This is a genomic window from Paenibacillus stellifer, assembly GCF_000758685.1.
GTDB classification, from domain to species: Bacteria; Bacillota; Bacilli; order Paenibacillales; family Paenibacillaceae; genus Paenibacillus_AQ; species Paenibacillus_AQ stellifer.
This window is the reverse complement of record NZ_CP009286.1, coordinates 3,077,112-3,096,781: the sequence shown is the minus strand read 5'-3', so window position 1 is coordinate 3,096,781 and position 19,670 is coordinate 3,077,112. Positions and strand designations below refer to the sequence as shown.

At 47.6% G+C, this 19,670-nt stretch carries 21 protein-coding genes; 13 read left to right on the top strand and 8 right to left on the bottom strand.

Annotation, left to right across the window (positions count from 1 at the left end):
• Positions 1-64 precede the first annotated feature (64 nt).
• The 13 genes from selD to PSTEL_RS14230 all read left to right on the top strand — a co-directional run bounded on the left by selD (position 65) and on the right by PSTEL_RS14230 (position 11,666).
• Positions 65-1,114, top strand: coding sequence for a selenide, water dikinase SelD (gene selD / locus PSTEL_RS14285; RefSeq protein ID WP_038696252.1), 1,050 nt, complete (start codon positions 65-67; stop codon positions 1,112-1,114).
• 24 nt (positions 1,115-1,138) lie between these two features.
• The gene (gene mnmH, locus PSTEL_RS14280) at positions 1,139-2,191 is read left to right on the top strand and encodes a tRNA 2-selenouridine(34) synthase MnmH (RefSeq protein WP_038696250.1); all 1,053 of its coding nucleotides are present in this window, start codon (positions 1,139-1,141) and stop codon (positions 2,189-2,191) included.
• Positions 2,160-2,462, top strand: coding sequence for a hypothetical protein (locus PSTEL_RS14275; protein ID WP_038696248.1), 303 nt, complete (start codon positions 2,160-2,162; stop codon positions 2,460-2,462). The genes mnmH and PSTEL_RS14275 overlap by 32 nt, the downstream gene beginning before the upstream one ends.
• 243 nt (positions 2,463-2,705) lie before the next feature.
• On the top strand, positions 2,706-3,521 hold the full coding sequence (locus PSTEL_RS14270) for an endonuclease/exonuclease/phosphatase family protein (protein WP_038696246.1): 816 nt from the start codon (positions 2,706-2,708) through the stop codon (positions 3,519-3,521).
• Positions 3,522-3,641: 120 nt separating this feature from the next.
• A complete protein-coding gene (locus tag PSTEL_RS14265) occupies positions 3,642-5,558 on the top strand; it encodes a heavy metal translocating P-type ATPase (RefSeq protein ID WP_084065088.1) in 1,917 nt (638 codons plus the stop codon).
• 127 nt (positions 5,559-5,685) lie between these two features.
• The gene (locus PSTEL_RS14260) at positions 5,686-5,985 is read left to right on the top strand and encodes a metal-sensing transcriptional repressor (RefSeq protein ID WP_038696244.1); all 300 of its coding nucleotides are present in this window, start codon (positions 5,686-5,688) and stop codon (positions 5,983-5,985) included.
• Between the two features lie 147 nt (positions 5,986-6,132).
• Positions 6,133-7,314: an MGDG synthase family glycosyltransferase gene (locus PSTEL_RS14255; protein WP_038696242.1), complete on the top strand. Its 1,182-nt coding sequence runs from the start codon at positions 6,133-6,135 to the stop codon at positions 7,312-7,314.
• A gap of 126 nt (positions 7,315-7,440) precedes the next feature.
• On the top strand, positions 7,441-8,232 hold the full coding sequence (locus tag PSTEL_RS14250; RefSeq protein ID WP_038696240.1) for a GNAT family N-acetyltransferase: 792 nt from the start codon (positions 7,441-7,443) through the stop codon (positions 8,230-8,232).
• A 226-nt stretch (positions 8,233-8,458) separates the two neighbouring features.
• A complete protein-coding gene (locus tag PSTEL_RS28170; RefSeq protein ID WP_218917548.1) occupies positions 8,459-8,746 on the top strand; it encodes a DedA family protein in 288 nt (95 codons plus the stop codon).
• Positions 8,734-9,750, top strand: a complete 1,017-nt coding sequence (locus tag PSTEL_RS14245; RefSeq protein ID WP_218917547.1) for a VTT domain-containing protein — start codon at positions 8,734-8,736, stop codon at positions 9,748-9,750. Before PSTEL_RS28170 ends, PSTEL_RS14245 begins: the two co-directional genes overlap by 13 nt.
• 38 nt (positions 9,751-9,788) lie before the next feature.
• Positions 9,789-10,334: an RNA polymerase sigma factor gene (locus PSTEL_RS14240; protein ID WP_038696238.1), complete on the top strand. Its 546-nt coding sequence runs from the start codon at positions 9,789-9,791 to the stop codon at positions 10,332-10,334.
• Complete coding sequence (locus tag PSTEL_RS14235; RefSeq protein WP_038696236.1) at positions 10,331-10,828, top strand: anti-sigma factor family protein; 498 nt, start codon at positions 10,331-10,333, stop codon at positions 10,826-10,828. The genes PSTEL_RS14240 and PSTEL_RS14235 overlap by 4 nt, the downstream gene beginning before the upstream one ends.
• Positions 10,829-10,844: 16 nt before the next feature.
• Positions 10,845-11,666 (top strand): hypothetical protein, encoded by an 822-nt coding sequence (locus PSTEL_RS14230; protein ID WP_038696234.1) that lies wholly within the window; start codon positions 10,845-10,847, stop codon positions 11,664-11,666.
• Positions 11,667-11,699: 33 nt separating this feature from the next.
• Here PSTEL_RS14230 and PSTEL_RS14225 read toward each other — a convergent pair whose 3' ends face one another.
• From PSTEL_RS14225 to PSTEL_RS14185, 8 genes are all read right to left on the bottom strand, one after another.
• Entirely contained in the window at positions 11,700-12,095 is a 396-nt protein-coding gene (locus PSTEL_RS14225) for a MarR family winged helix-turn-helix transcriptional regulator (RefSeq protein ID WP_342666504.1), read from the bottom strand.
• Between the two features lie 110 nt (positions 12,096-12,205).
• Positions 12,206-12,940, bottom strand: a complete 735-nt coding sequence (locus PSTEL_RS14220) for an SDR family NAD(P)-dependent oxidoreductase (protein WP_038696231.1) — start codon at positions 12,938-12,940, stop codon at positions 12,206-12,208.
• Positions 12,941-13,314: 374 nt separating this feature from the next.
• A complete protein-coding gene (locus tag PSTEL_RS14215; protein WP_038696229.1) occupies positions 13,315-13,734 on the bottom strand; it encodes a DUF4183 domain-containing protein in 420 nt (139 codons plus the stop codon).
• A gap of 6 nt (positions 13,735-13,740) precedes the next feature.
• Positions 13,741-14,070 (bottom strand): DUF4183 domain-containing protein, encoded by a 330-nt coding sequence (locus PSTEL_RS14210; RefSeq protein WP_245624957.1) that lies wholly within the window; start codon positions 14,068-14,070, stop codon positions 13,741-13,743.
• A 599-nt stretch (positions 14,071-14,669) separates the two neighbouring features.
• Positions 14,670-15,989, bottom strand: a complete 1,320-nt coding sequence (locus tag PSTEL_RS14200; protein ID WP_038696227.1) for a TniQ family protein — start codon at positions 15,987-15,989, stop codon at positions 14,670-14,672.
• Positions 15,990-16,010: 21 nt separating this feature from the next.
• On the bottom strand, positions 16,011-16,853 hold the full coding sequence (locus tag PSTEL_RS14195; RefSeq protein WP_084065083.1) for an ATP-binding protein: 843 nt from the start codon (positions 16,851-16,853) through the stop codon (positions 16,011-16,013).
• Complete coding sequence (locus tag PSTEL_RS27670) at positions 16,744-18,843, bottom strand: TnsB C-terminal domain-containing protein (RefSeq protein ID WP_156995876.1); 2,100 nt, start codon at positions 18,841-18,843, stop codon at positions 16,744-16,746. The genes PSTEL_RS14195 and PSTEL_RS27670 overlap by 110 nt, the downstream gene beginning before the upstream one ends.
• On the bottom strand, positions 18,821-19,573 hold the full coding sequence (locus tag PSTEL_RS14185) for a TnsA endonuclease N-terminal domain-containing protein (RefSeq protein ID WP_082451816.1): 753 nt from the start codon (positions 19,571-19,573) through the stop codon (positions 18,821-18,823). The genes PSTEL_RS27670 and PSTEL_RS14185 overlap by 23 nt, the downstream gene beginning before the upstream one ends.
• Positions 19,574-19,670: the final 97 nt, after the last annotated feature.

The following is a 19,670-nucleotide window of genomic DNA, read 5'->3' as shown; positions in this document are numbered from 1 at the left end:
AAATTTGATACTGCCGTAACGTCTGGGAACGCCATTTTATAAAAAAAAAGGAGCTGAGTCTTAGATGTCTCAAGCCGATTCCATTAAACTGACGGCGCTGTCCAGCAAGGGCGGCTGCGGCTGCAAAATCGGGCCCGCCGATTTGATGCAGGTGATCCGAACACTCCCGAAGCCGGTGCCGAATCCGAACCTGCTTGTCGGTCTCGACACCAGCGATGACGCAGGTGTATACAAGCTGACGGATGACCTTGCCCTTGTGCAGACAGTCGATTTCTTCACGCCGATCGTGGATGATCCGTATTCCTTCGGACAGATCGCCGCAGCCAACGCGCTGAGCGATATTTACGCCATGGGAGGGAAGCCGCTTACCGTTCTTAATATCGTGGCCTTTCCGATCTCCACCCTGGACAAAAGCATTCTGGCCGATATCCTCCGCGGTGCCGCGGATAAAGTAAGCGAAGCGGGTGCAACGCTGGTCGGCGGTCATTCCATCGATGATAAAGAGCCGAAATTCGGTCTTGCCGTTACAGGTCTTGTGCATCCCGATAAGGTTCGGACCAATGCCTCCGCCCGCCCGGGGGACAAGCTTATTCTGACCAAGCCGATCGGCGTCGGCATTCTGACGACCTCCATCAAGAAAGACCAGCTATCGCCTGAGGAGACAGCCCGATTGACCGCCGTAATGTCCACGCTGAACAAAACGGCTGCCGATGTGATGGACTCCTATGACGTGCATGCCTGCACGGATGTAACGGGCTTCGGTCTGCTTGGACATGCCTCCGAAATGGCAAAAGGAAGCGGGTTCGGACTCATAATCCGCAAGGATGACGTACCTGTGCTGCCAAGAGTCCGCGAGCTAGCGGAGCAGGGCTTTGTTCCGGGCGGCACGCGCAACAATTTTGCCCATCTGGAGGGTTCGGTTGTGTTCCCGGATTCGCTCGATCAAATCGGCCGCTACATACTCTGTGACGCGGTTACCTCTGGCGGACTCCTGATCTCCATCGGAGCTGACGAGAGCAGACAGCTTCTCGACGATCTGCTGGCGGCAGGTGTAGAAGCGGCGGAGATCGGTGAAGTGACGGACGAGCATCCGGGCATCATTACGGTCATCTAGGCAAGGTGCAGAGGAGAGAGGACAGTGTTTCAGGACATTTCGCTCGAAGAGCTTCGGGCGCTTCAGGAGAAGAAGCAGATCACCGTTATCGATGTGCGTTCTCCATCCGAATTCAACAATTCGACGCTTCCCTTCAGTATTAACATACCTCTATTCGATGATGCGGAACGGGCGGAGGTAGGGACACTCTATACGCAGACCAGCGTTCAGGCAGCGAAGGAAAGAGGGCTTCAGATCGTCTCCGCCAAGCTTCCTGCCTTCATTCACCGTTTCGGAGAAATTCCGGGCAGCAAAGCCGTGTTCTGCTGGAGAGGCGGCATGCGCAGCCGTACGACCGCCACTGTGCTGTCCCTTATGGATATTCACGTTTACCGCCTTCAGGGCGGCTATAAGGCTTACCGGAAATGGGTAACCGACTCGCTGGAGTCTTACGAGTTCAGACCGCATTCCTACTTTGTTCACGGCAATACCGGCACCGGAAAAACAAACCTGCTGAAACGCCTCGAGGAGAAACGTTACCCGGTAATCGATCTCGAAGGCATGGCCGGACATCGCGGTTCGATCTTCGGGCATGTCGGACTGTCGGCCAACAACCAGAAGACTTTTGACAGCCTGTTGCTCGAGAAGCTGCTGACACTGGAATCATCACCGTACATGCTCTTTGAAGCGGAGAGTATGCGAATTGGCAAGGTTGTAATGCCGTCATTTATGGGTTTGCAAAAAGAAACCGGGACCCAGCTCTGGATCGAAATGCCGATCGAGGCCAGGGTTAAGCAAATCATAGAAGATTACCGGCCGCAGGAGCATCAGGAAGAGCTGCTGACCGCATTCCGGCGGATCAAATCTCGGATACACGTGCCGGTCGCGGCGGAAATCGACCGAAGCCTGACCTCGGGCGATTTCCACCAGGCCATTCTGCTGCTGCTGGAGTATTATTACGATCCAAAGTATGGTTTTACCTCCGAGCAGTACGGCGCTTCTGAGAGAGTCGCGTTCACAGTCCGGAATCTGGATGAAGCAGAAGCGGCGGTGACTTCGTTTCTTCATGAACGGCATCCGGAAATCGGAGAGTATTGAGATCAGCTTCATAAGCGCGAATTGCCGGTCCTCAGGGGCTCGCTTCTGCTCCGCAGGGTGCTGCCGGTCGCACGGCCGGAGACAACGGCGTCATACGGACAGCTTCTCGCTTCTCTCGGAAGCCTCATTTGCAGGTGGCTCGATCGGAACGACCGCCGGCAGCTATGCTTGGCATGCATGGGGCTGGATCGGAGTGTGCGGAACAGGCGGTGGGCTGGTGCTGATCGCCTTTCTGATCTGGTCGTCGCACCTTATGTCGGAGCGATCTTAATCGACAGGACTTTTCATTTTTTTATTCCGGGAACGGCGGTTCAGGCTCTGAAAAGGGCGTCTGGACAGCCGTTTTTTAAATTAATAACATTAAAGATCAAATGGATTAATGATTAGAGATTAATCAGATTAATTAGTGGGTTTTTCGATCAAATCAGGTTTGGAAAGAAAGATGAAAAGAAGTATAATGTCCATGAAAATGAGGCGGAGTTTTACAATTAGTGAGCAGATAGGAGAATGAACGATGAAAATCATGACATTGAACACCCATGCCTGGATGGAAGAGGATCAGCTCGCAAAGATTGCGGCTCTGGCTGATTTTATCAATAAATCGGAATTTGATGTGATCGCCCTGCAGGAGGTGAACCAGTCCAAGGATGGAGCGATTCTCTCGAATGAGAAGCTGACAGGATTTGTTCCAGCAGAGGAAGAGACCGTTATCCGGGAAGACAACTATGCGTACGTTCTGCTGCAGCAGCTAAGGCTGCCATATCACTGGACCTGGATACCGGTTCATCAAGGTTTTCAAAAATTCGATGAAGGTCTTGCCATCCTGACCCGCGCTCCTATCCTAGATGTCTTTGAAATGTATGTCTCCCGGATTACCGATTATGAGAATTATCGCACCCGGAAAATCGTCGGGGTCAAGACGGAAGCGGGCGGGGAAGAGCATTGGTGGGTATGCGGCCATTTCGGCTGGTGGCAGGATGAGGAGCCTTTCAAGGGCCAATGGGATTGCGTGCAGGACAAGCTCGATACGCTGAAGGAATTGCCGGTATACATAATGGGGGATTTTAACAATGTGGCAGAGATTCGGGGAGAAGGCTATGACTATGTAGTGGAACGGGGCTGGACCGATCTCTATGAATCCGCTGCCGAACGCGACGAAGGCGCAACGGTGACTAAAGCAATCAAGGGCTGGGATGATAACGAGAGCAAGCTGCGCATCGACTATATTTTTGCCAACCGCCCGCTTCAGGCTAAATCCTGTCTGGTTGTCATGAACGGGAAAAGAGGCGAGGTCGTATCCGACCATTTCGGAGTTGCCGCCGAGGTATAGCATAAAACCTACATTTTGTCACAAATAACCTGACATCCTCTATTTACAGGAACCCCCCCAGGGGGATAAAATTTTGAGAACGGTTCTCACTATTTGAGAAAATCCTGGAGGAGGATGACGATGGGACAAGTCATGTTGGGAAATGAGAAAGCGGAAGGAAAACCGCTCAGGTCGCTATGGGAGCAGCATGGCGGCTTGTTGATCGCGGGTATCTGTCTCTTGTGTATCGGGATCGCCTGGTACATGGGCAGAAGCGGGCAGACTGGCGGGGAGCTTGTGTTCTTCATTCTGGCGTATGCGATCGGCGGCTACCGCAAGGCATGGGAAGGACTTGAGACGCTTGTCAAGGAAAAGGATCTCGATGTCGACCTGCTTATGGTCGTTGCGGCGCTCGGCGCTGCAGGAATCGGCTATTGGCTGGACGGTGCGATTCTGATCTTCATCTTTTGCCTTAGCGGTGCGCTGGAAGATTACACGATGGAGAAGACCAATCAGGATATCGCGTCGATACTGAAATACCGTCCGGATGAAGCGGTGCTCCTGAAAGACGGCGGTGAACAGCGGGTGAAGGCATCTGCTCTGCAAAAGGGAGATATCGTGCTCGTCCGTCCGGGCGAACGCATCCCCTGTGACGGGCATATTCTGGAGGGGCATTCGGCTGTCGATCAATCTTCCATTACAGGCGAATCGATACCGGCCGATCTCGGAGCGGGAGATCCCGTCTACGCCGGAACCATCAACGGACAGGGAGCGCTTCGCATTGAAACGGACCGAGGAGCGGAGGATACGCTGTTGGCCCGCATCATCCACCTCGTGCAGGAAGCCAAGAATGAGATGCCCCCGAGCCAGCTGTTCGTCGAACGGTTTGAGGGCATCTATGCAAAGATTGTGGTTGCCGTCGCCCTGCTGCTGATGGTGCTGCCGCCTCTTCTGCTGGGATGGTCCTGGGAGACTACTGTATACAGAGCGATGATCTTTCTGGTCGTGGCATCTCCTTGCGCGCTCGTCTCCTCCATCATGCCTGCCATTCTGTCCGGCATTTCGAATGCCGCCCGCAAAGGAGTGCTATTCAAGGGCGGTGTTCATCTGGAACAGATGGCAGAGGTGGATGTTGTGGCTTTCGACAAGACGGGCACGCTGACGGAAGGCAAACCCAGGGTGACCGATGTCGTTCCCGCTGAAGGGATGAGTAAAGAGGAACTGCTGGTTCTGGCTGCCTCCCTGGAGCATTTGTCGGAGCATCCCATTGCACGGTCGATTGTGAAATATGCCCAGGACTCGGGGCTATCGCTAGTACCGGCCGAAGACATGCAGGCGATACTAGGACTCGGGATTAGCGGCAGAGTGGGAGGCCGAAGCTGCCGGATCGGCAGAATGGAGCTCCTGGAGAGCGCCGGAGAGCGCTTCAGTCCAGACATCGTGAACATGGCCGGGCGGCTTGAGGCTGAGGGAAAGACCGTCATTTTCGTCGAAGCGGATCAAGCCCCTGCCGGGCTTCTGGCGGTTCAGGATGTGCTCCGGCCTGGCGTCCGCGCCGCTGTGAAGAAGCTTAAGGACATGAACAAGCATGTCGTTATGCTTACCGGAGATGCGCAGGCGACCGCCGAGGCGATCGGACGTGAAGCCGGAGTGGACGAAGTGCATGCCGGCCTTATGCCGGACGGTAAGCTTGTGCTGATCCGGGAGCTGACCAAGAGACATGGCAAAGTCGCGATGGTCGGCGACGGTGTCAATGACGCTCCCGCAATGGCGGCTTCGGCAGTCGGCATTGCAATGGGGGCGGCGGGAACGGATGTCGCGCTTGAAACGGCGAATGTTGTGCTGATGACAGATGATATTTCGAAAATCCCTTATGCGCTGTCACTCGGCAAGAGAGCACGCCGGGTCATTCGCCAGAACATTACTTTTGCGCTGGCGGTGATCGCCATTCTGGTCATATCCAACTTCGGTGGCGGAATCAATCTTCCTTACGGCGTCGTCGGTCATGAAGGCAGTACGCTTGCCGTCATTCTAAGCGGGCTTCGGCTGCTGCGATAATACTCCGGGTGCCGGATCAGTGCTTTCACAGCTAAGGGTTGTTCCACCATTTTCCCTTTAGACTTTCACTTGCTATAATGAAGACATACAATCAGGCCTGCTGAAGCGGGCTGGAGGGGTGTCCGTAATGGAGCATGAATCCGGCATACATGAAGACGATTATGAGCACAAGTACCGGAAACAGATCGTCAACCGACTGGCGAAGATCGAAGGCCATGTGCGGGCTGTGAAAGAAATGACCGCAGGCGACAGGGACTGCTCGGAGGTGCTGCTGCAGATTGCCGCCGTGCAGAAAGCGCTGGACAAGGCGGCCAAGCTGCTTCTCAAGGACCATTTGGAGAACTGCGTGGTCAAAGCTGTTCATCATGGCAACGAATCCAGAGTTCTGGAGGACCTCAACAAGGCTTTGGACAATTATATCCGGTGAAAAAAACCTGTCGCGATATCTTTTGCGGCAGGTTTTTCATGTTTTGGGTGTGAGGCGCATTATACTTTTAGCAGTTGGGATTACTAAAGGGTATTTAATGATTATGGAAGCGGTGGCTTCATATATCCCTGAAAAAGGAGACTTCCCATGAATCACGATCCTGTGGTGCTAATTGTATCGGCGGCGTATGGCGGCGGCCACGCCAAAGTGGCTCAGGCGATCGAACAGTCTTTCCGTTCCCGGAATATCGACAAGGTGCATGTCTTGGATTTATTTGGGGAAGTCCATCCGCTGTTGAACGGCCTGTCCCGCGCGTTCTATCTGAAGAGCTCCGAATACGCGCCGCATGTGTACGGCGTTCTCTATAACATGACCAGCGGCATGAAGCCGGAATATCCGTTCGGCCGGATGCTGCATTCCCTCGGGAGACATAAGGTTCGGCGGATTCTAGATGAGCTTCGTCCGGACGCCATTATTCATACATTCCCTTATCTGGCAGCATCCCAACTGTCTGCCGGCCCAGGGGAAGGGTCTCCGGTCTTTACAGTGGTGACGGATTACTGCCTTCATGGCAGATGGATACATCCGACAACAGCCAAATACTTTATCGCGGCTGACTACATCAAGGACGACATGCTGAAGGCTGGCGTCTCCAGTGACCGGATCGAAGTCAGTGGGATCCCGGTGCGTGATGCTTTCACGCATCCGCTGGAGCATATGGAATTGATCCGGAAACACGGTCTGAGGCAGAACCGGAAATATGTGATGCTGTCGGCGGGAGCCTATGGCGTCACGAGCCGGATTCGCGCCCTTATCAGACGGGTGCTCCGGGAGACCGATCTGGATCTTCTGATCCTCTGCGGAAACAACCGCAAGCTTCAGCACTCGCTGATGGAGCTGTACGGCGACAGCGACCGTGTTCGGGTGCTCGGCTATACAGATGACATCCATGAACTGATGTCGCTCTCTTCCTGCCTGCTGACCAAGGCGGGAGGCGTGACGTTGACGGAGGCTTTTGCCTTGTCTCTGCCGGTCATTGTATATAAACCGCTGCCGGGCCAGGAGGCTGGCAACGCCAAAGCGCTGGAGAGCCGGGAGGCGATCTTTGTAGCAGGCAACGAAGAGGAGCTGATGGACCGCCTGCGCCGTTTGGACTCCGATACGGCCCTTGACTCCCTGAAGCTGAAGATGCAAGAGCTCTCCAGGAACGACGCTGCCGGTGCTGTAGTGAATGAAGTGCTGCGTATGCTGAATGAACGGCCAGCCTACGGGTTCAATTCCGCTGACTCCACGCCGCCAAATAAGCAGCCAGAAACCGCACACAGCTAGGCCGGATTCCGCGCACAGCTAACCCGAAATCGAATTGACTATCCCAGTCTTCCGTTTACCGGATGGGTATTCCATGTTATGGTAGATTCATTCGGGATAATACAAACAGAAGAGAGAGGATATCAGATGATACGTAAGCTTTCGGCGGAAGATCGTGAAGAAGTGCTGGCCATGCTGGGAAAGGAGCCGGCACGCAATCTGTTTTTCATTTCGGATGTGGAGAACTTCGGATTCGATCAGCATTTTCAGGAGCTGTGGGGCGACTTTGGCGCCGAAGGGACGCTGACTGCAGTGCTACTGCGCTATGAAAGTGGATATTTACCGTACGCGCAGGGTCCATTTGACGCGGCGGGATTTGCTGAGATTATGCTGCGTGATCCCCATATGGAGATGCTGTCCGGAAGCTCGGAATTTGTGGAACTGTTCTTTCCCTTCCTTGAGTTTCGCAAGCGGAAGCAGATGTTCTTTGCGGAGCTTAAAGAGGTTAACCGGGAGTCTGCGGCTGCTCCGGGAGACGCAGTCATCCGGCGGGCGGAATTGGAGGACGTCGAGGCCGTATGCTCGCTGACCGACATCATTGAGGAGTTCGAGGTCAATCCCGAGAGATCAAGATCCAGCTTAAGACGGGCGCTCGAGACTGGAACGGGACGAACTTACCTCGTGGAACGAGAGGGAAAAGTGATCGCGACAGCCTCAACTACTGCTGAGAACTCGATGTCGGCAATGGTAATAAGCGTCGCTACCCATCCGGATTACCGGGGGCAGGGGCTTGCTTCTGGTGTGGTGAGCGCCTTGTGTAGCGAGCTTAACACAGAAGGCAAATCCTTGTGCCTCTTCTACGACAATCCGAAGGCTGCCTCTATCTACAAACGGATCGGCTTCCGTGATATTGGTGACTGGACCATGAACTACCGTTAATCGGGGTGTACGTAGCATTTATTTTCTCAGGACACTGGGCTTGACGCGCCCGGTGTCTTTGCTTTGTCTTTGCTGCTTCTCAAAAAATTTTTTCGTACAATGAACAATTTATTGCTTACCAGAGTCTTTTTCTAAGATGATTCTATGAATGGATGCATGACAAGCCCGAATTAGGTAATCATTTAGTCGCAATTGATTCATAATGAGAAGAAGGGAGGCGTGCATAATGCTCCATTTAACAATGCTTCTGCAGCATTATGGTTATGGCATTCTCTTTACGGCATTGTTTCTGGAAATGCTGGCATTGCCTTTACCGGGAGAAATGATGATGAGCTATGCCGGATTGTTCGTCTATGAAGGCAAGTTGAATATGGGCATGAGCATAGCCGTCGCTTCGCTGGGCGTTTCGGCGGGTATAACCCTGTCCTACTGGATCGGTTACCGACTCGGGAAGCCGTTCGTATTAAAGCATGGGCACAAGGTTCATCTCGGAGAGCCCAGATGGAGTCCATGACCCGCTGGTTCGCCAGATACGGGAATAAACTGCTCTTTATCGCGTACTTCATACCGGGCGTCCGCCATATTACAGGGTATTTCTGCGGGGTTACGCAGATGCCCTTCCGCCGCTTCGCGGGCTATGCGTATTCGGGGGCTCTGTTCTGGACAGGGCTGTTTATCACGCTTGGCAAAGTGCTCGGCCCCAAATGGGAAGTCTATCATTCCACTGTGAACCGGTATATGCTGATCTTCGGCCTTGGCTCGGTGCTTCTGGCAGCGGCCGTCTATGCAATTCGCCGCTACAAGACGAGAATGCTGAAATGGGCGGCGTCGCTGCTGCGTAATGCACTGCTTCATTTCAACTCGCTGGGCAAGGTCCGGTTTCTCGTTTTGGTTTCGTTTCTTGCCTTCGTCGGCTTCGTATCACTGATGCTGGGCTTGATTCAGGACTTCCTGGCGCGGGATTTCGATACCTTTGACGATTTGGCTTCCTACCTTATCACGACAGGCTTCGGTCCCGAGTGGAAAGGAGCGATGAACCTGTTCTCCCGGCTCGGTACAGCCGTATTTTACGGTCCGGTGATCCTGCTGGCGTCTTTGCGCATTGTGCTGCATAACAAAGACCGGCTGCTGGAACTCGGGTTTCTGCTATGGGTCGTACTGGGTGGTGAATTGCTGGATACCGGTCTCCGAGCGCTGTTTCACCGGCCTGGACCGGTGTTGGCAGGATACAGAATTTTTAATACATTCCCCAGTACTGAGACGTTGACTACCTTTATCGTTTGCGGGTTCTCTGCCTATCTGCTTGTACGGCATGCCTCTAGTCATACTACGCGCCTGCTGGCCTTCGCAGCGGTTCTACTGATCTGCCTTCTCGTGGGTCTGAGCCGGATTTACTTTCATGTTCAGTACCCGAGCGATGTCGCCGCGGGCTATGTCTTTGGCGGTGTATGGGTAAGTCTCAACATTACCCTACTGGAAGTGACGAGAAGGCTGCAAACCGTTGAACAGATTCCTTAATGAACTAACCCGTGTATGCGGCAGGAGTGAATACGCAAGTGGATGAAGAACTGAACCGACTGATACGCCGGGCAAGAAGCGGCGACCAGGTGGCTTTTTCGGAATTGGTCACCAGGTACAAAGGAAGAGTCTACCGCTATGCAGCCGGCATGCTCGGAGACCGGTCCGATGCTGAAGACGTGACTCAGGAGGCATTTGTGAAGGCCTATTTTTCGCTGGATGCACTTGATCATGATTATGCCTTCACTTCCTGGTTGTTCCGGATCGTCTCCAATCTCTGCAAGGACTATTTAAGAAAAAGAGGAAAGACGCGCAATGCGGAAGCCCCGCCTCCGGATGAGACGATCCCGGACCCTTCGCGGTCTGATCCCATTGGGAATTTATCGCTGAAGATATCTCTGGATGAAGCGCTCCGCCATCTCAGCGTCGATCACAGAGAGGTTCTTCTGCTGTATGATGTACAAGGGTTCCGATATGATGAAATTGCAGAGCTGGTGCATGTGCCGCTAGGGACGGTGAAATCCAGGCTGTTCGCGGCCCGGATGGCGCTGCGTAATGAGTTAAAGGAGGAAGGGCTGAAATGAGTAACCATCCGGAAAAGCATCCTGAAGAACAACTGTCTGCATACCTGGACGGCGAGCTGGGCGAGGAAGACCGGATGCTGGTGGAGTCCCATCTAAAGGAATGTCCGGAATGCAGAATGCTGGTGGATGAACTGCTAAGTAATCAGCACCTGCTATTATCGGCTTTTGAGTCGATGAGCCCGCGTGAAGACCTTGAAGCCTCGGTTGCTGCTCATATTTCTAAAGAGGCTCATCCGCTTCCTGTCGTGAAACGGACACTTTCCTTCGCGCTATCGGCGATTTCATTTTTTGCCGTGATCGGTCTAGTATTGGGGGCACTATACATTAAAATGTTCGCGGGAGCCGTGAAACTGATGAAGCCGCTGCTGTTCTTATCGACTCATCTGATTGCCGAAATGCCGCTGCTCATGGGCGTTGTAATTCTGTTCTCGGTGACCGCGCTGACGCTGTCAGCGGTTTCGCTGCTTCGGCTGCTACGGACAACGACAAGTTAAGAAAGGAGGTAAGGCGTTGCGTAACAAATGGATTGTCATCATTGCTCTGACGCTGCTGATTGCTTTCATACCGGGAACAGTATCGGCGAAGAGTCTGTTTGAGCATCAGCATACGACCGTTCCTGCGGGTCAAACGGTGGACGATGTATATATCGTTGGCGGAGACGCAGATATTCGAGGCCATGTGAAGGGGATTGTCGTTGTCGTGAACGGCAATGCGCTGCTAGCCGACACTGCAGTGGTTGACGGGATGGTGCTCGTTCTGGGCGGAGAAGTCACCCAATCGCCAGGCGCTGTTATTGGAGACGACGTGTATGGTCTCTCACTGGACAGCGATACTCAGAACAGCCTGCTGCTTGGCAGCGGACTTGTCCTGGGCGTGTGGCTGCTGCAATTAGGCGGCAGTCTCTTGCTTATCCTTCTCCCGACGCTCTTCGGCATAGCTCTCCGAAACCGAGTGAAATCTTTTTTGGATCGTTTTCCGAGTAAGCAAATGGGACGTACGCTGTACATTGGATTTTTCACCGGACTTCTGCTGCTTGCTCTGTCGATCTTGCTGATGCTCAGTGTCTTCGGCATCCCGCTCGTACCGGTTGTGCTCCTGATCGCTTGTATCCCGCTGATTCCGGGGGTTGCGGCAATTGGTTATAGGATGGGTGACAGCTTCAAGCTTGCGGAACATCTGCCAGATTGGCAAAAGATTCTGATCGGCAGTCTCATTGCCGCGGCTTTCTGTAATATTCCCGTATTGGGATGGTTGTGGCAGCTGTTTATCAGCTTGCTAAGTTTGGGGATATGCGTTCAGTGGGTTTCGCAGACTGCCAGGAAGCGGTCATAGACCTAATCCATTCGCCCAAATAGCCGAAATGCATTAGGCGAATTCATCCAAAAGCTGATTCAATTTATCATATGTAGCCAATAATGATTGTCTTTCGTCCTCTGTCAATTTCTCGAACAGTTTCGTTCGCAGATCTTTTCCCTTTTCTTGAGCTTTATTTAAAATGTTCAAACCCTCTTTGGTTATCTCCAGGTAGATGATCCGGCGATCTTCTTCATCAATAAGGCGAACGGCGAATTCCTTTTTTACAAGTTTTTCAGATAAGTGAGTGAGAGTAGGGGGAGTAAGGCCCAACGCCTTGGCGATGTCGGAAGGCCTGCTTTTTCCATTGTGGTTCAAATGAGCAAGAACAAGAATATGCGAGACGCCAAGATTTTCACTAAATTCTTTGTTCCAGTAGATCATTAAGCGGTTCGTGATCTGATCCATGGAATGAATGAGTTCGAAGATTGTCTGTTCTGTCATAGTGAATCCCTTTCTTGATGGAAGTCCCCCTCACTCATATTGGATAAAGGGGGACTTATTAGTAGTGTGCCTAATTATTGAGCAGAGAACCCTCCGTCAATGACCAATTCCGCGCCTGTAATGTATGACGATTCATCCGAAGCCAAAAACAGTGCAGCTTTAGCAATATCATCGGGCTGACCTAACCGCTGCAACGGGGTTGCTTGAATTAAGTGACTCAGGAGTTCTTTGGATGTACTCAGCGCTGAGGTCATTGGTGTCTCGATTATACCAGGAAAAAGTGTATTCACACGAACACCTTGTCGGCCAAAAGTCGTTGCAGCTGCTTTGGACAAAGCACGAACGGCTCCTTTAGAAGCGGAATAATGGTTAAAGCCTTGGCCGATCTGAGCTGTGTAAGACGAAATATTGACGATTGAACCTTTCTCCTGGGCTGCCATATAAGGCGCAATGTGTTTAACCCCGGCAAAAGGGCCATAACCGTTAATGGACAGCATCTTTTGCCAATCATTAATGTCGATATCCTGGTAAGGTTTTTCCGAAGAAATCCCTGCGTTGTTAACAAGGATATCGATTCTTCCAAAGCGATCATTCACTTGTTGAGCTAATATAACCCAATCTTCATCAGAAGCAACGTTTAGTTTCATGCCATACACATTCTTTTTCTGACTTGCCCGTTCGAGTGCCGCCTCATTAATATCCGCCGCAATAACAATAGCTCCTTCCTCGCTGAAAAGATCCACCATGCTTTCACCTATACCTGAAGCACCACCTGTGATAATTGCTATCTTGTTATCTAACCGTCCCATTATATATTCCTCCTTGATCGTTCAAAGATAAGTATTTAGATATCTAAATATTATATGTCTTAATTTTATCAAAAATCTGTTTTTTTCTCAACTGGCCTTGTGTAAAAAGTTTAGGAGATTGTTGGAACGGTGGTGGAACCGAGGTTGTGTTATTACATGGGGTCGAATCCATTCGAAATGAAGTAACGGCGACTGAGGTATGTCATGACTTGGATATGTATGGCTTGAGGAACATTAAAATCGGATCTCATAAAGTTCTGCTGTACTTGCGAAATTAAGTTTCACCTGTACTGCCGATTGATATAATTCAACTCCATAAAAAGCCCTTTTCACTTCCTATTGGGAAGGAGAAGGGCTGGAATAGAAGGCAGTAGCTATAGTTGAATTGTAATGGTCGGAGCAGAGATCGTCGGCTCTGTTGTGATCGGTGAAGAGACATTGGTAAGGTCTGTAATCACAACGTTGACCGGCGCACCAGCGGGAGCAGATGTAGTAGAGAGAACCAACTGAGTTGTCGACAGACTGGACAAGCCGGCTTCCTGAATTACGCCGTTTACATAGACATGAATATAGGCGGTAGAAGGAACCGACGGGAAGGCACTGATGGCAGCTCCGGTATCATCAAGAAAGCTGTCTGCTGGAATCGTCGTATTCGAAGCAGTGATCATGTCGGCTGTTATCGCAGCATTATACCGGGTAACAGCAGGTGTGATGGTGGTTGTCGCCGCCCCTCCAGTGGCAACAGGGGCAGAGGCGGTCGCCGAGACGAATAACTTGATTAGTGACGCAGCCATGTAGATTCACCTCCTTTCAAACACGGTAATCCGGATAAACTGGATAATGATTGGAACTCCTTTAGTTGGAATATCTTCTGAGAGCAGCAACAGCCGCCCCTTGCGTACGCGGTATAGCGATCCCGGCTGCAAGACGCCGTTGATAAAGACATTAGTTAGCGAGAAAAGCGCGGGATCCAGAATCCGGGTTAATCCATAGCCTTTGATCCCGTCGCTGTTGTGGTAGATCCTTTTTTTACCGTCCGAGACCGTATAGAATAGGGTACTGCTCGCCCGGCACATTTTGCGGCGCCGACGTAAGGCAGAGCGTCCGTTTCCTGAGCCGGCTTTGTTCATATTTTCACCTCGTTCCTCTTTGAGCACACTATGCTTAAATTATTTAGAAGGTATGTACGCATACCTAATCAATGGGTATAAATCGATTTAAATTTCATCCCAAAATGGGCTTTCAGCAGGTTGCCGAGTCTTCAAGAGTTGAAGAGATCTGATAATGAAAAAGGCGTGTAAGCGCTACCGAGGGGAATTGGCGATTTCACTGAAAACATTGCAAATTCCATATGAGATCTCCAAAGTTTTTCACTTCTTCACAAAACCCGTATTTTGTACATATGTACATATATCTAAGATTGCCTCTACCATTGGCATCTCAGATAATGTCGGAGGACAAGAACATATATCCTTAAAGGACAAGAACATGTATCTATTGTCGTAAGTATGCCTCTTTTCATACAAAAAGAACACTGATATCGATTAATCAGTGCTCTTTTAGAAATTGTATTTTTTTCACGTATGCATCAACATAGTTTTTTAAATCACTACCCTTGTAATTTATTGCTACATCTAAAGGAGTAAATGGCTTCATCCTTGAGATATTTCTTCTCTTTTTCATTGTATTATTCGGGCAGCTATACTTAGGATATACCATTACTTCTGGACTAACATATAACTCTAATGTGAGTGTTCTCTCTGATTTTTTGAAAATGGTTTGTTGTATATTTAAATGCAAGTTTTGTTTGCACTGATGAAACTATTTGTTGAACATCGTTCCAATTTACTCTCTTTTCGCGCTTCAAAACGTTTTCGGCACAGTTCAGCCAGGCATAAAATAATTTAATTCCAAATCGCAACGTCCATTGATCGTGAACCCAAAACAATGCATCTTTATTTATCCCTCGCTTTTTCTCACTTTGTGTGATGAATTCCTCAAATAATGTTTTGATCTCATTAGTAATAAAATCTGTGGCCAGTTCAAATCCACTCTTCTTAGTTCTAGAAATATCATCGCCCCTTGTGTTTTTACGGTGGAAATATTCTAGTTTTAGAAGTGTCTTTCTCCAGTTAACGTAGGCGTATGCATATGGGCATATTGTGGGAAATTCCTCATCTTCGTTTTTTAATAGATTCCAAAATTGATGTATACAATGTTTGTGACTTTTCAAAAGCGTCTTTCTTATGTAACGATCAACAGTATGAAAAATGTTTATGTTACGTGAATATAGTTCTTTGTTGAAATGTGAGTGGTAGCTTAAATCATCTAGTTTTATCAAGTTTTTATCATAAGAAAAATGTTCTGTTGCTATTTTAGGAGAGGATTCAGTTACTAAATTGATGTTACATTGATCAGGTAAAAATAAATATCGACTCTCCTCACTTCTGCTTTTTGACAACCAATTGATTACTGATATGTCATTGATCCTTATTTGAGTATTCCAGTTGTTCCATAATTCATTAGAAAAATCAACCAATTTGTAACCACACTTACATGTAAATGCTTCCTGCATTCGTTCATTTGATAAAAGAAATGGAAATATAGTTTTACATTGAGGGCAGGACTCAAACAATGGACAATTATGATATGGGCATTTTTCTATTAATCGAAATTGATGAAGCCAACTGTGGTGTCCAACACTCAGGCACTCGTTACACCATCTTAGTTGGGGAAAAAACCATGACGACGAATTAGAATGTCCAAAATAATCCAATGGAGATATTATCTTCTCTATTGAAGATTTAACTTTTTCAACAAACTTGTAATTAAATACTTCTGTTAACAATTCCTCATCAAACCCGCTTAAATCAAAAAACTCTCTCCGAATGTTGCCAATCATATAACCCTTTATCGCTTTTACATCTTTACTGCCGAGAATCTTTAATATATCATCTCGGTTTACTACATTAGCTAGAGAGAGTTTTTCAAATAATGACCACGGAGATTCAAATTCATTTACCCACTCTTTTCTCCAAATAGCATTCATATTTACACCTCCTTTACACACTTATACTAAAGCCATATAAATTTCCGACTCAACATACCCCGACATTTCTATTGCTTCTTTCCACAATGCGCTTGTTAACCAAAAGTGTTGATTTCCATGAGACCCATTTTTCTTCAAGGCGTTCTCTATGCTGAAGGCGAAATACTCCATGGGTATTTCAAAATCAGCCGAAACTCCATGCTCTTTACGTAACTCACTAAATAGACTGAAAATGGTCTTTGCATCTTTTTCTAATCTTTCCCCTCTACTATATCCTTCAGGAAAGAAAAATCGGCTAAAGCTCCATCCACTTTCAACTGGATAGGATGAAATTTCCTCATCATCATAGCATTTTAAAATTAACTTCATTTCTTCGATCGTGCGAATTCCATAAAAATGATGTTCATGTGTCATGAAACGTCCGATAATCTGAGATTTCTTTTGTTCCAGGAAAAAAGTACGACGAGATAACAGCTCCTCTTGCCCGACAGAAATAACAGACATACTTATTTTCTTCCTGTCCAATTCATTATAAATATCCATAAGCCAGTTATAGTGATATTCGGTTAATCGATGAGCCTCATCCATAATTAGAATGATTCGACGCAATCTTGATTTTTCAGCTTTTTCAAGCATTAAGTTAACAATTTGACGGCGCATCTCCGCAGGTTTTCTCTTTGCAGGAAACGGGAAATTAAAATCATTAAGAAGATCCAGGAAAAATTTTTCTTCACTGGGAACTCGATAAGAATTACTATTTGCAATCAAAATGGGTAAAGGGGCTCCAAGATCCGTTGGTAGATGTTCTATAGCAAATTTTAATGCTGATGTCTTTCCAATACGAGGTCTTCCGTACACAATCATACCTGGTAATTTTTGTTTTATATACTTTTAATAATTCTTCATAGATCTCATATTCTACATTCTCTTGCTGCTGCTTTGAGATTTGTCTAGCCCTTTCTAGTGCATCATTGCGTTCTTCTGCTTCCTGAAGTGCTTTGGTTTGTTCTGCAGGCTCATTTACGCGTTTCCTATTTTTATTAGAAGCCTCTCTTACCTGTGTCACTTTATTGGCTGCTCCTCTTTTTCCTAATGTTGCATTTTTCATCAAATAATCCGTGTAAATAAATACTGGATCGTCCCATGTTGTATAATAAATGATTTTCCGCTGAACCAAAGAGTTTATAGCCTTTCTAGTCTGTAAGGAATGGGGTGTTAATGACCACTTCCCGGCAGCAGTAAGATAGTCAAACTCACTACCATCTTCCAGATAAGCTTTAACTGTACGTAGGTCATCTACATTAACATGGAGATGAAGCTCCTTATTAATCAAATGTGCTGAATGGGCCAGTTTATCACTTCGATATTCAACACCTTCATACTGGATATATGGCTTTTTACCAGATGTGTGAGATCCGCGCACGGTCCGGGTAATAACAGTTTGCATAAAAAGCACCTCTGAACGTTTCTCTTCTTCTAATTGTCTTGGGAGTAAACCATTGTTCAAACGCTTACCAAGTAATTCTAGTGGGGATTGGTGATAAATCCCTCCATGTGGCGTCCCATTATAATCAGAAATCATAACATCAATCAGCTGTTTCAAATGTTCAAATGTCATATGGTATCTAATTGCGTTCTTCTCAGGGTTCTTTCTTCTTGGATCATCAGGATTGCTTCCAGTTGTGTTTGGCAGCCGGTGAAAGCCTGTCTCCTCAAGTGTTTTGAAAAAACGCTCAATAATTCCTCTTCTCATCGGGAGTGCAACCGGTCCAAGATTAGTAGCGCACCCAATCAGATTCTTTAATCGATCCTTCACCAAATTTGCAAGATGAGACTTAGCGTTATCAAAACAAATCACATCCCACACAGCCCAGGAAGTATTTTGTGGGTATACTTCGGAAGGGAATCCTCCCAATTCTGAGTACTTCATTCCATCTATTGTGATTTGTATTTTTTCATGAGGGATTACTGAATTACGAAAACATATCATAACATCACTCGCACTGTACTCTTTGCTTAAACTTATCGAATAACCAAAAACTATACGAGTGGCTACATCAATTAATGTAAGGATCCAAAATCGATCCAGTGTGACTGATACTAAATCACCTTCTGGGGTTACTAAATCAACAATGAAGAAACCGTCTATGCGATGAGCATCAAATTGTACTTTCTGGTAGGGGTGTAAAGTTGAAGGATGGTTCTGTTCACCTTCACCGGTATGTTTAGCTCGAGTCTTGGCATCTTGCCCATAGCGTCGATTTCCTTCACCAAAGTGTAGATACGCAATGCGATTTAAGAAACGTTGTAAAGCTTTTCTGCCCATGTTCTTAGTATTAAAAGGATATTGTGATAAAGGAATTTCCTTATTTCGGCATTGCTCAATAAATTTTTTATGAATATTCAGAGGTTTCATGGCTGGTTCAAGCGTTCGACGATGAGTTCCCAGATATAAGTCTGTTATTAAGTCTTTTATGTCAGGGTGTGTCTCTAACAGCAGATTAAACTCCCCTGTTTTTCTCGATTCATTTCGGTCTTCCTTTAGTACGTCAAGTCGGTATGATTTCACCTTTTTGTACGGAATCAATGCACGAAATCCCCATACGACTCCATTTTCGTCTAGGTCTATACATCTTTTTACTAATCTTCTTAGATTCTGAGGACTTATCTGGGTGGATCGTTGAATCTCTTTCATATCCACTCGCTTAAAATACATAACGATAGCATCTCTTCGATTCACGTACCTGTTCTTTTCTATTTCAGATAATCTGGAATCATCTACAGTTGGCCAAAGATCTGGATTGACTTGTTCCTGCAAATAACCGTCTTTCTCAAATAATCGACATCTGCTCAAGTTTCCAGACCTCCATCTCATAGTTCCAAATCATCGAATCAATATCGGCAGTAATTATTCCTTTGTAGTACAACCAATGACAAGAAAGAAAAACCTCATAAGAACTACATGTATCAGATAATTCATAGCAAATCTCTTTCATCGTTCTTTTTGTGCAGTCAAGAGATTTGGATACTTCTTCGATAAACATCGGATGTCTATGATTAATTACACTAGCTAATATTTTGATTCTGTTTTCAATGGAATACCTACCTGAGCGAATGGATTTCTCTGTCCTCACTTCATGAAGTTTTCCATTAAGCCTACACCATTCTTTTTGAGCTTCAAGTTGCCTCATGACACGGTCGTAATTCCGATTACTCGGATGAAGTTCTTTCTCATATTTAACTTCCACAAAAAGCTCAGACCCATTTTCATAAAGGCACATATCAAAAATAGTTCGATTCCGTTTTCCATTCAAAGTATAAGTAATCTCCAGTGGTTGTTCACAATATGTTTTTACCTTAGCATCTGTTTCAACGGTCACCCAATGATCATATTCTAAGTCGCTATATAAGATAACATCCCGGTAGCTAACTTTTGGCCCCATCATACCCCAGTAATTGTTACCGTATCTTTTACTTCTTGGCATGACGATTGGAGTATATGGAATCAAGGTGTGCTCCATAGAATCACATCCGCTCTCTTTTTTCGAATAATAAACAATTCGAATTTCTGAAGATTCTTTCATTACTTCTTGGGATTCTTTATTTCCGAATGTTCAGATTTTAAACAGCATTTTTGTTATTGACTTCAAAAATACTAAAGCTCTCTCTTATTGGTAATAC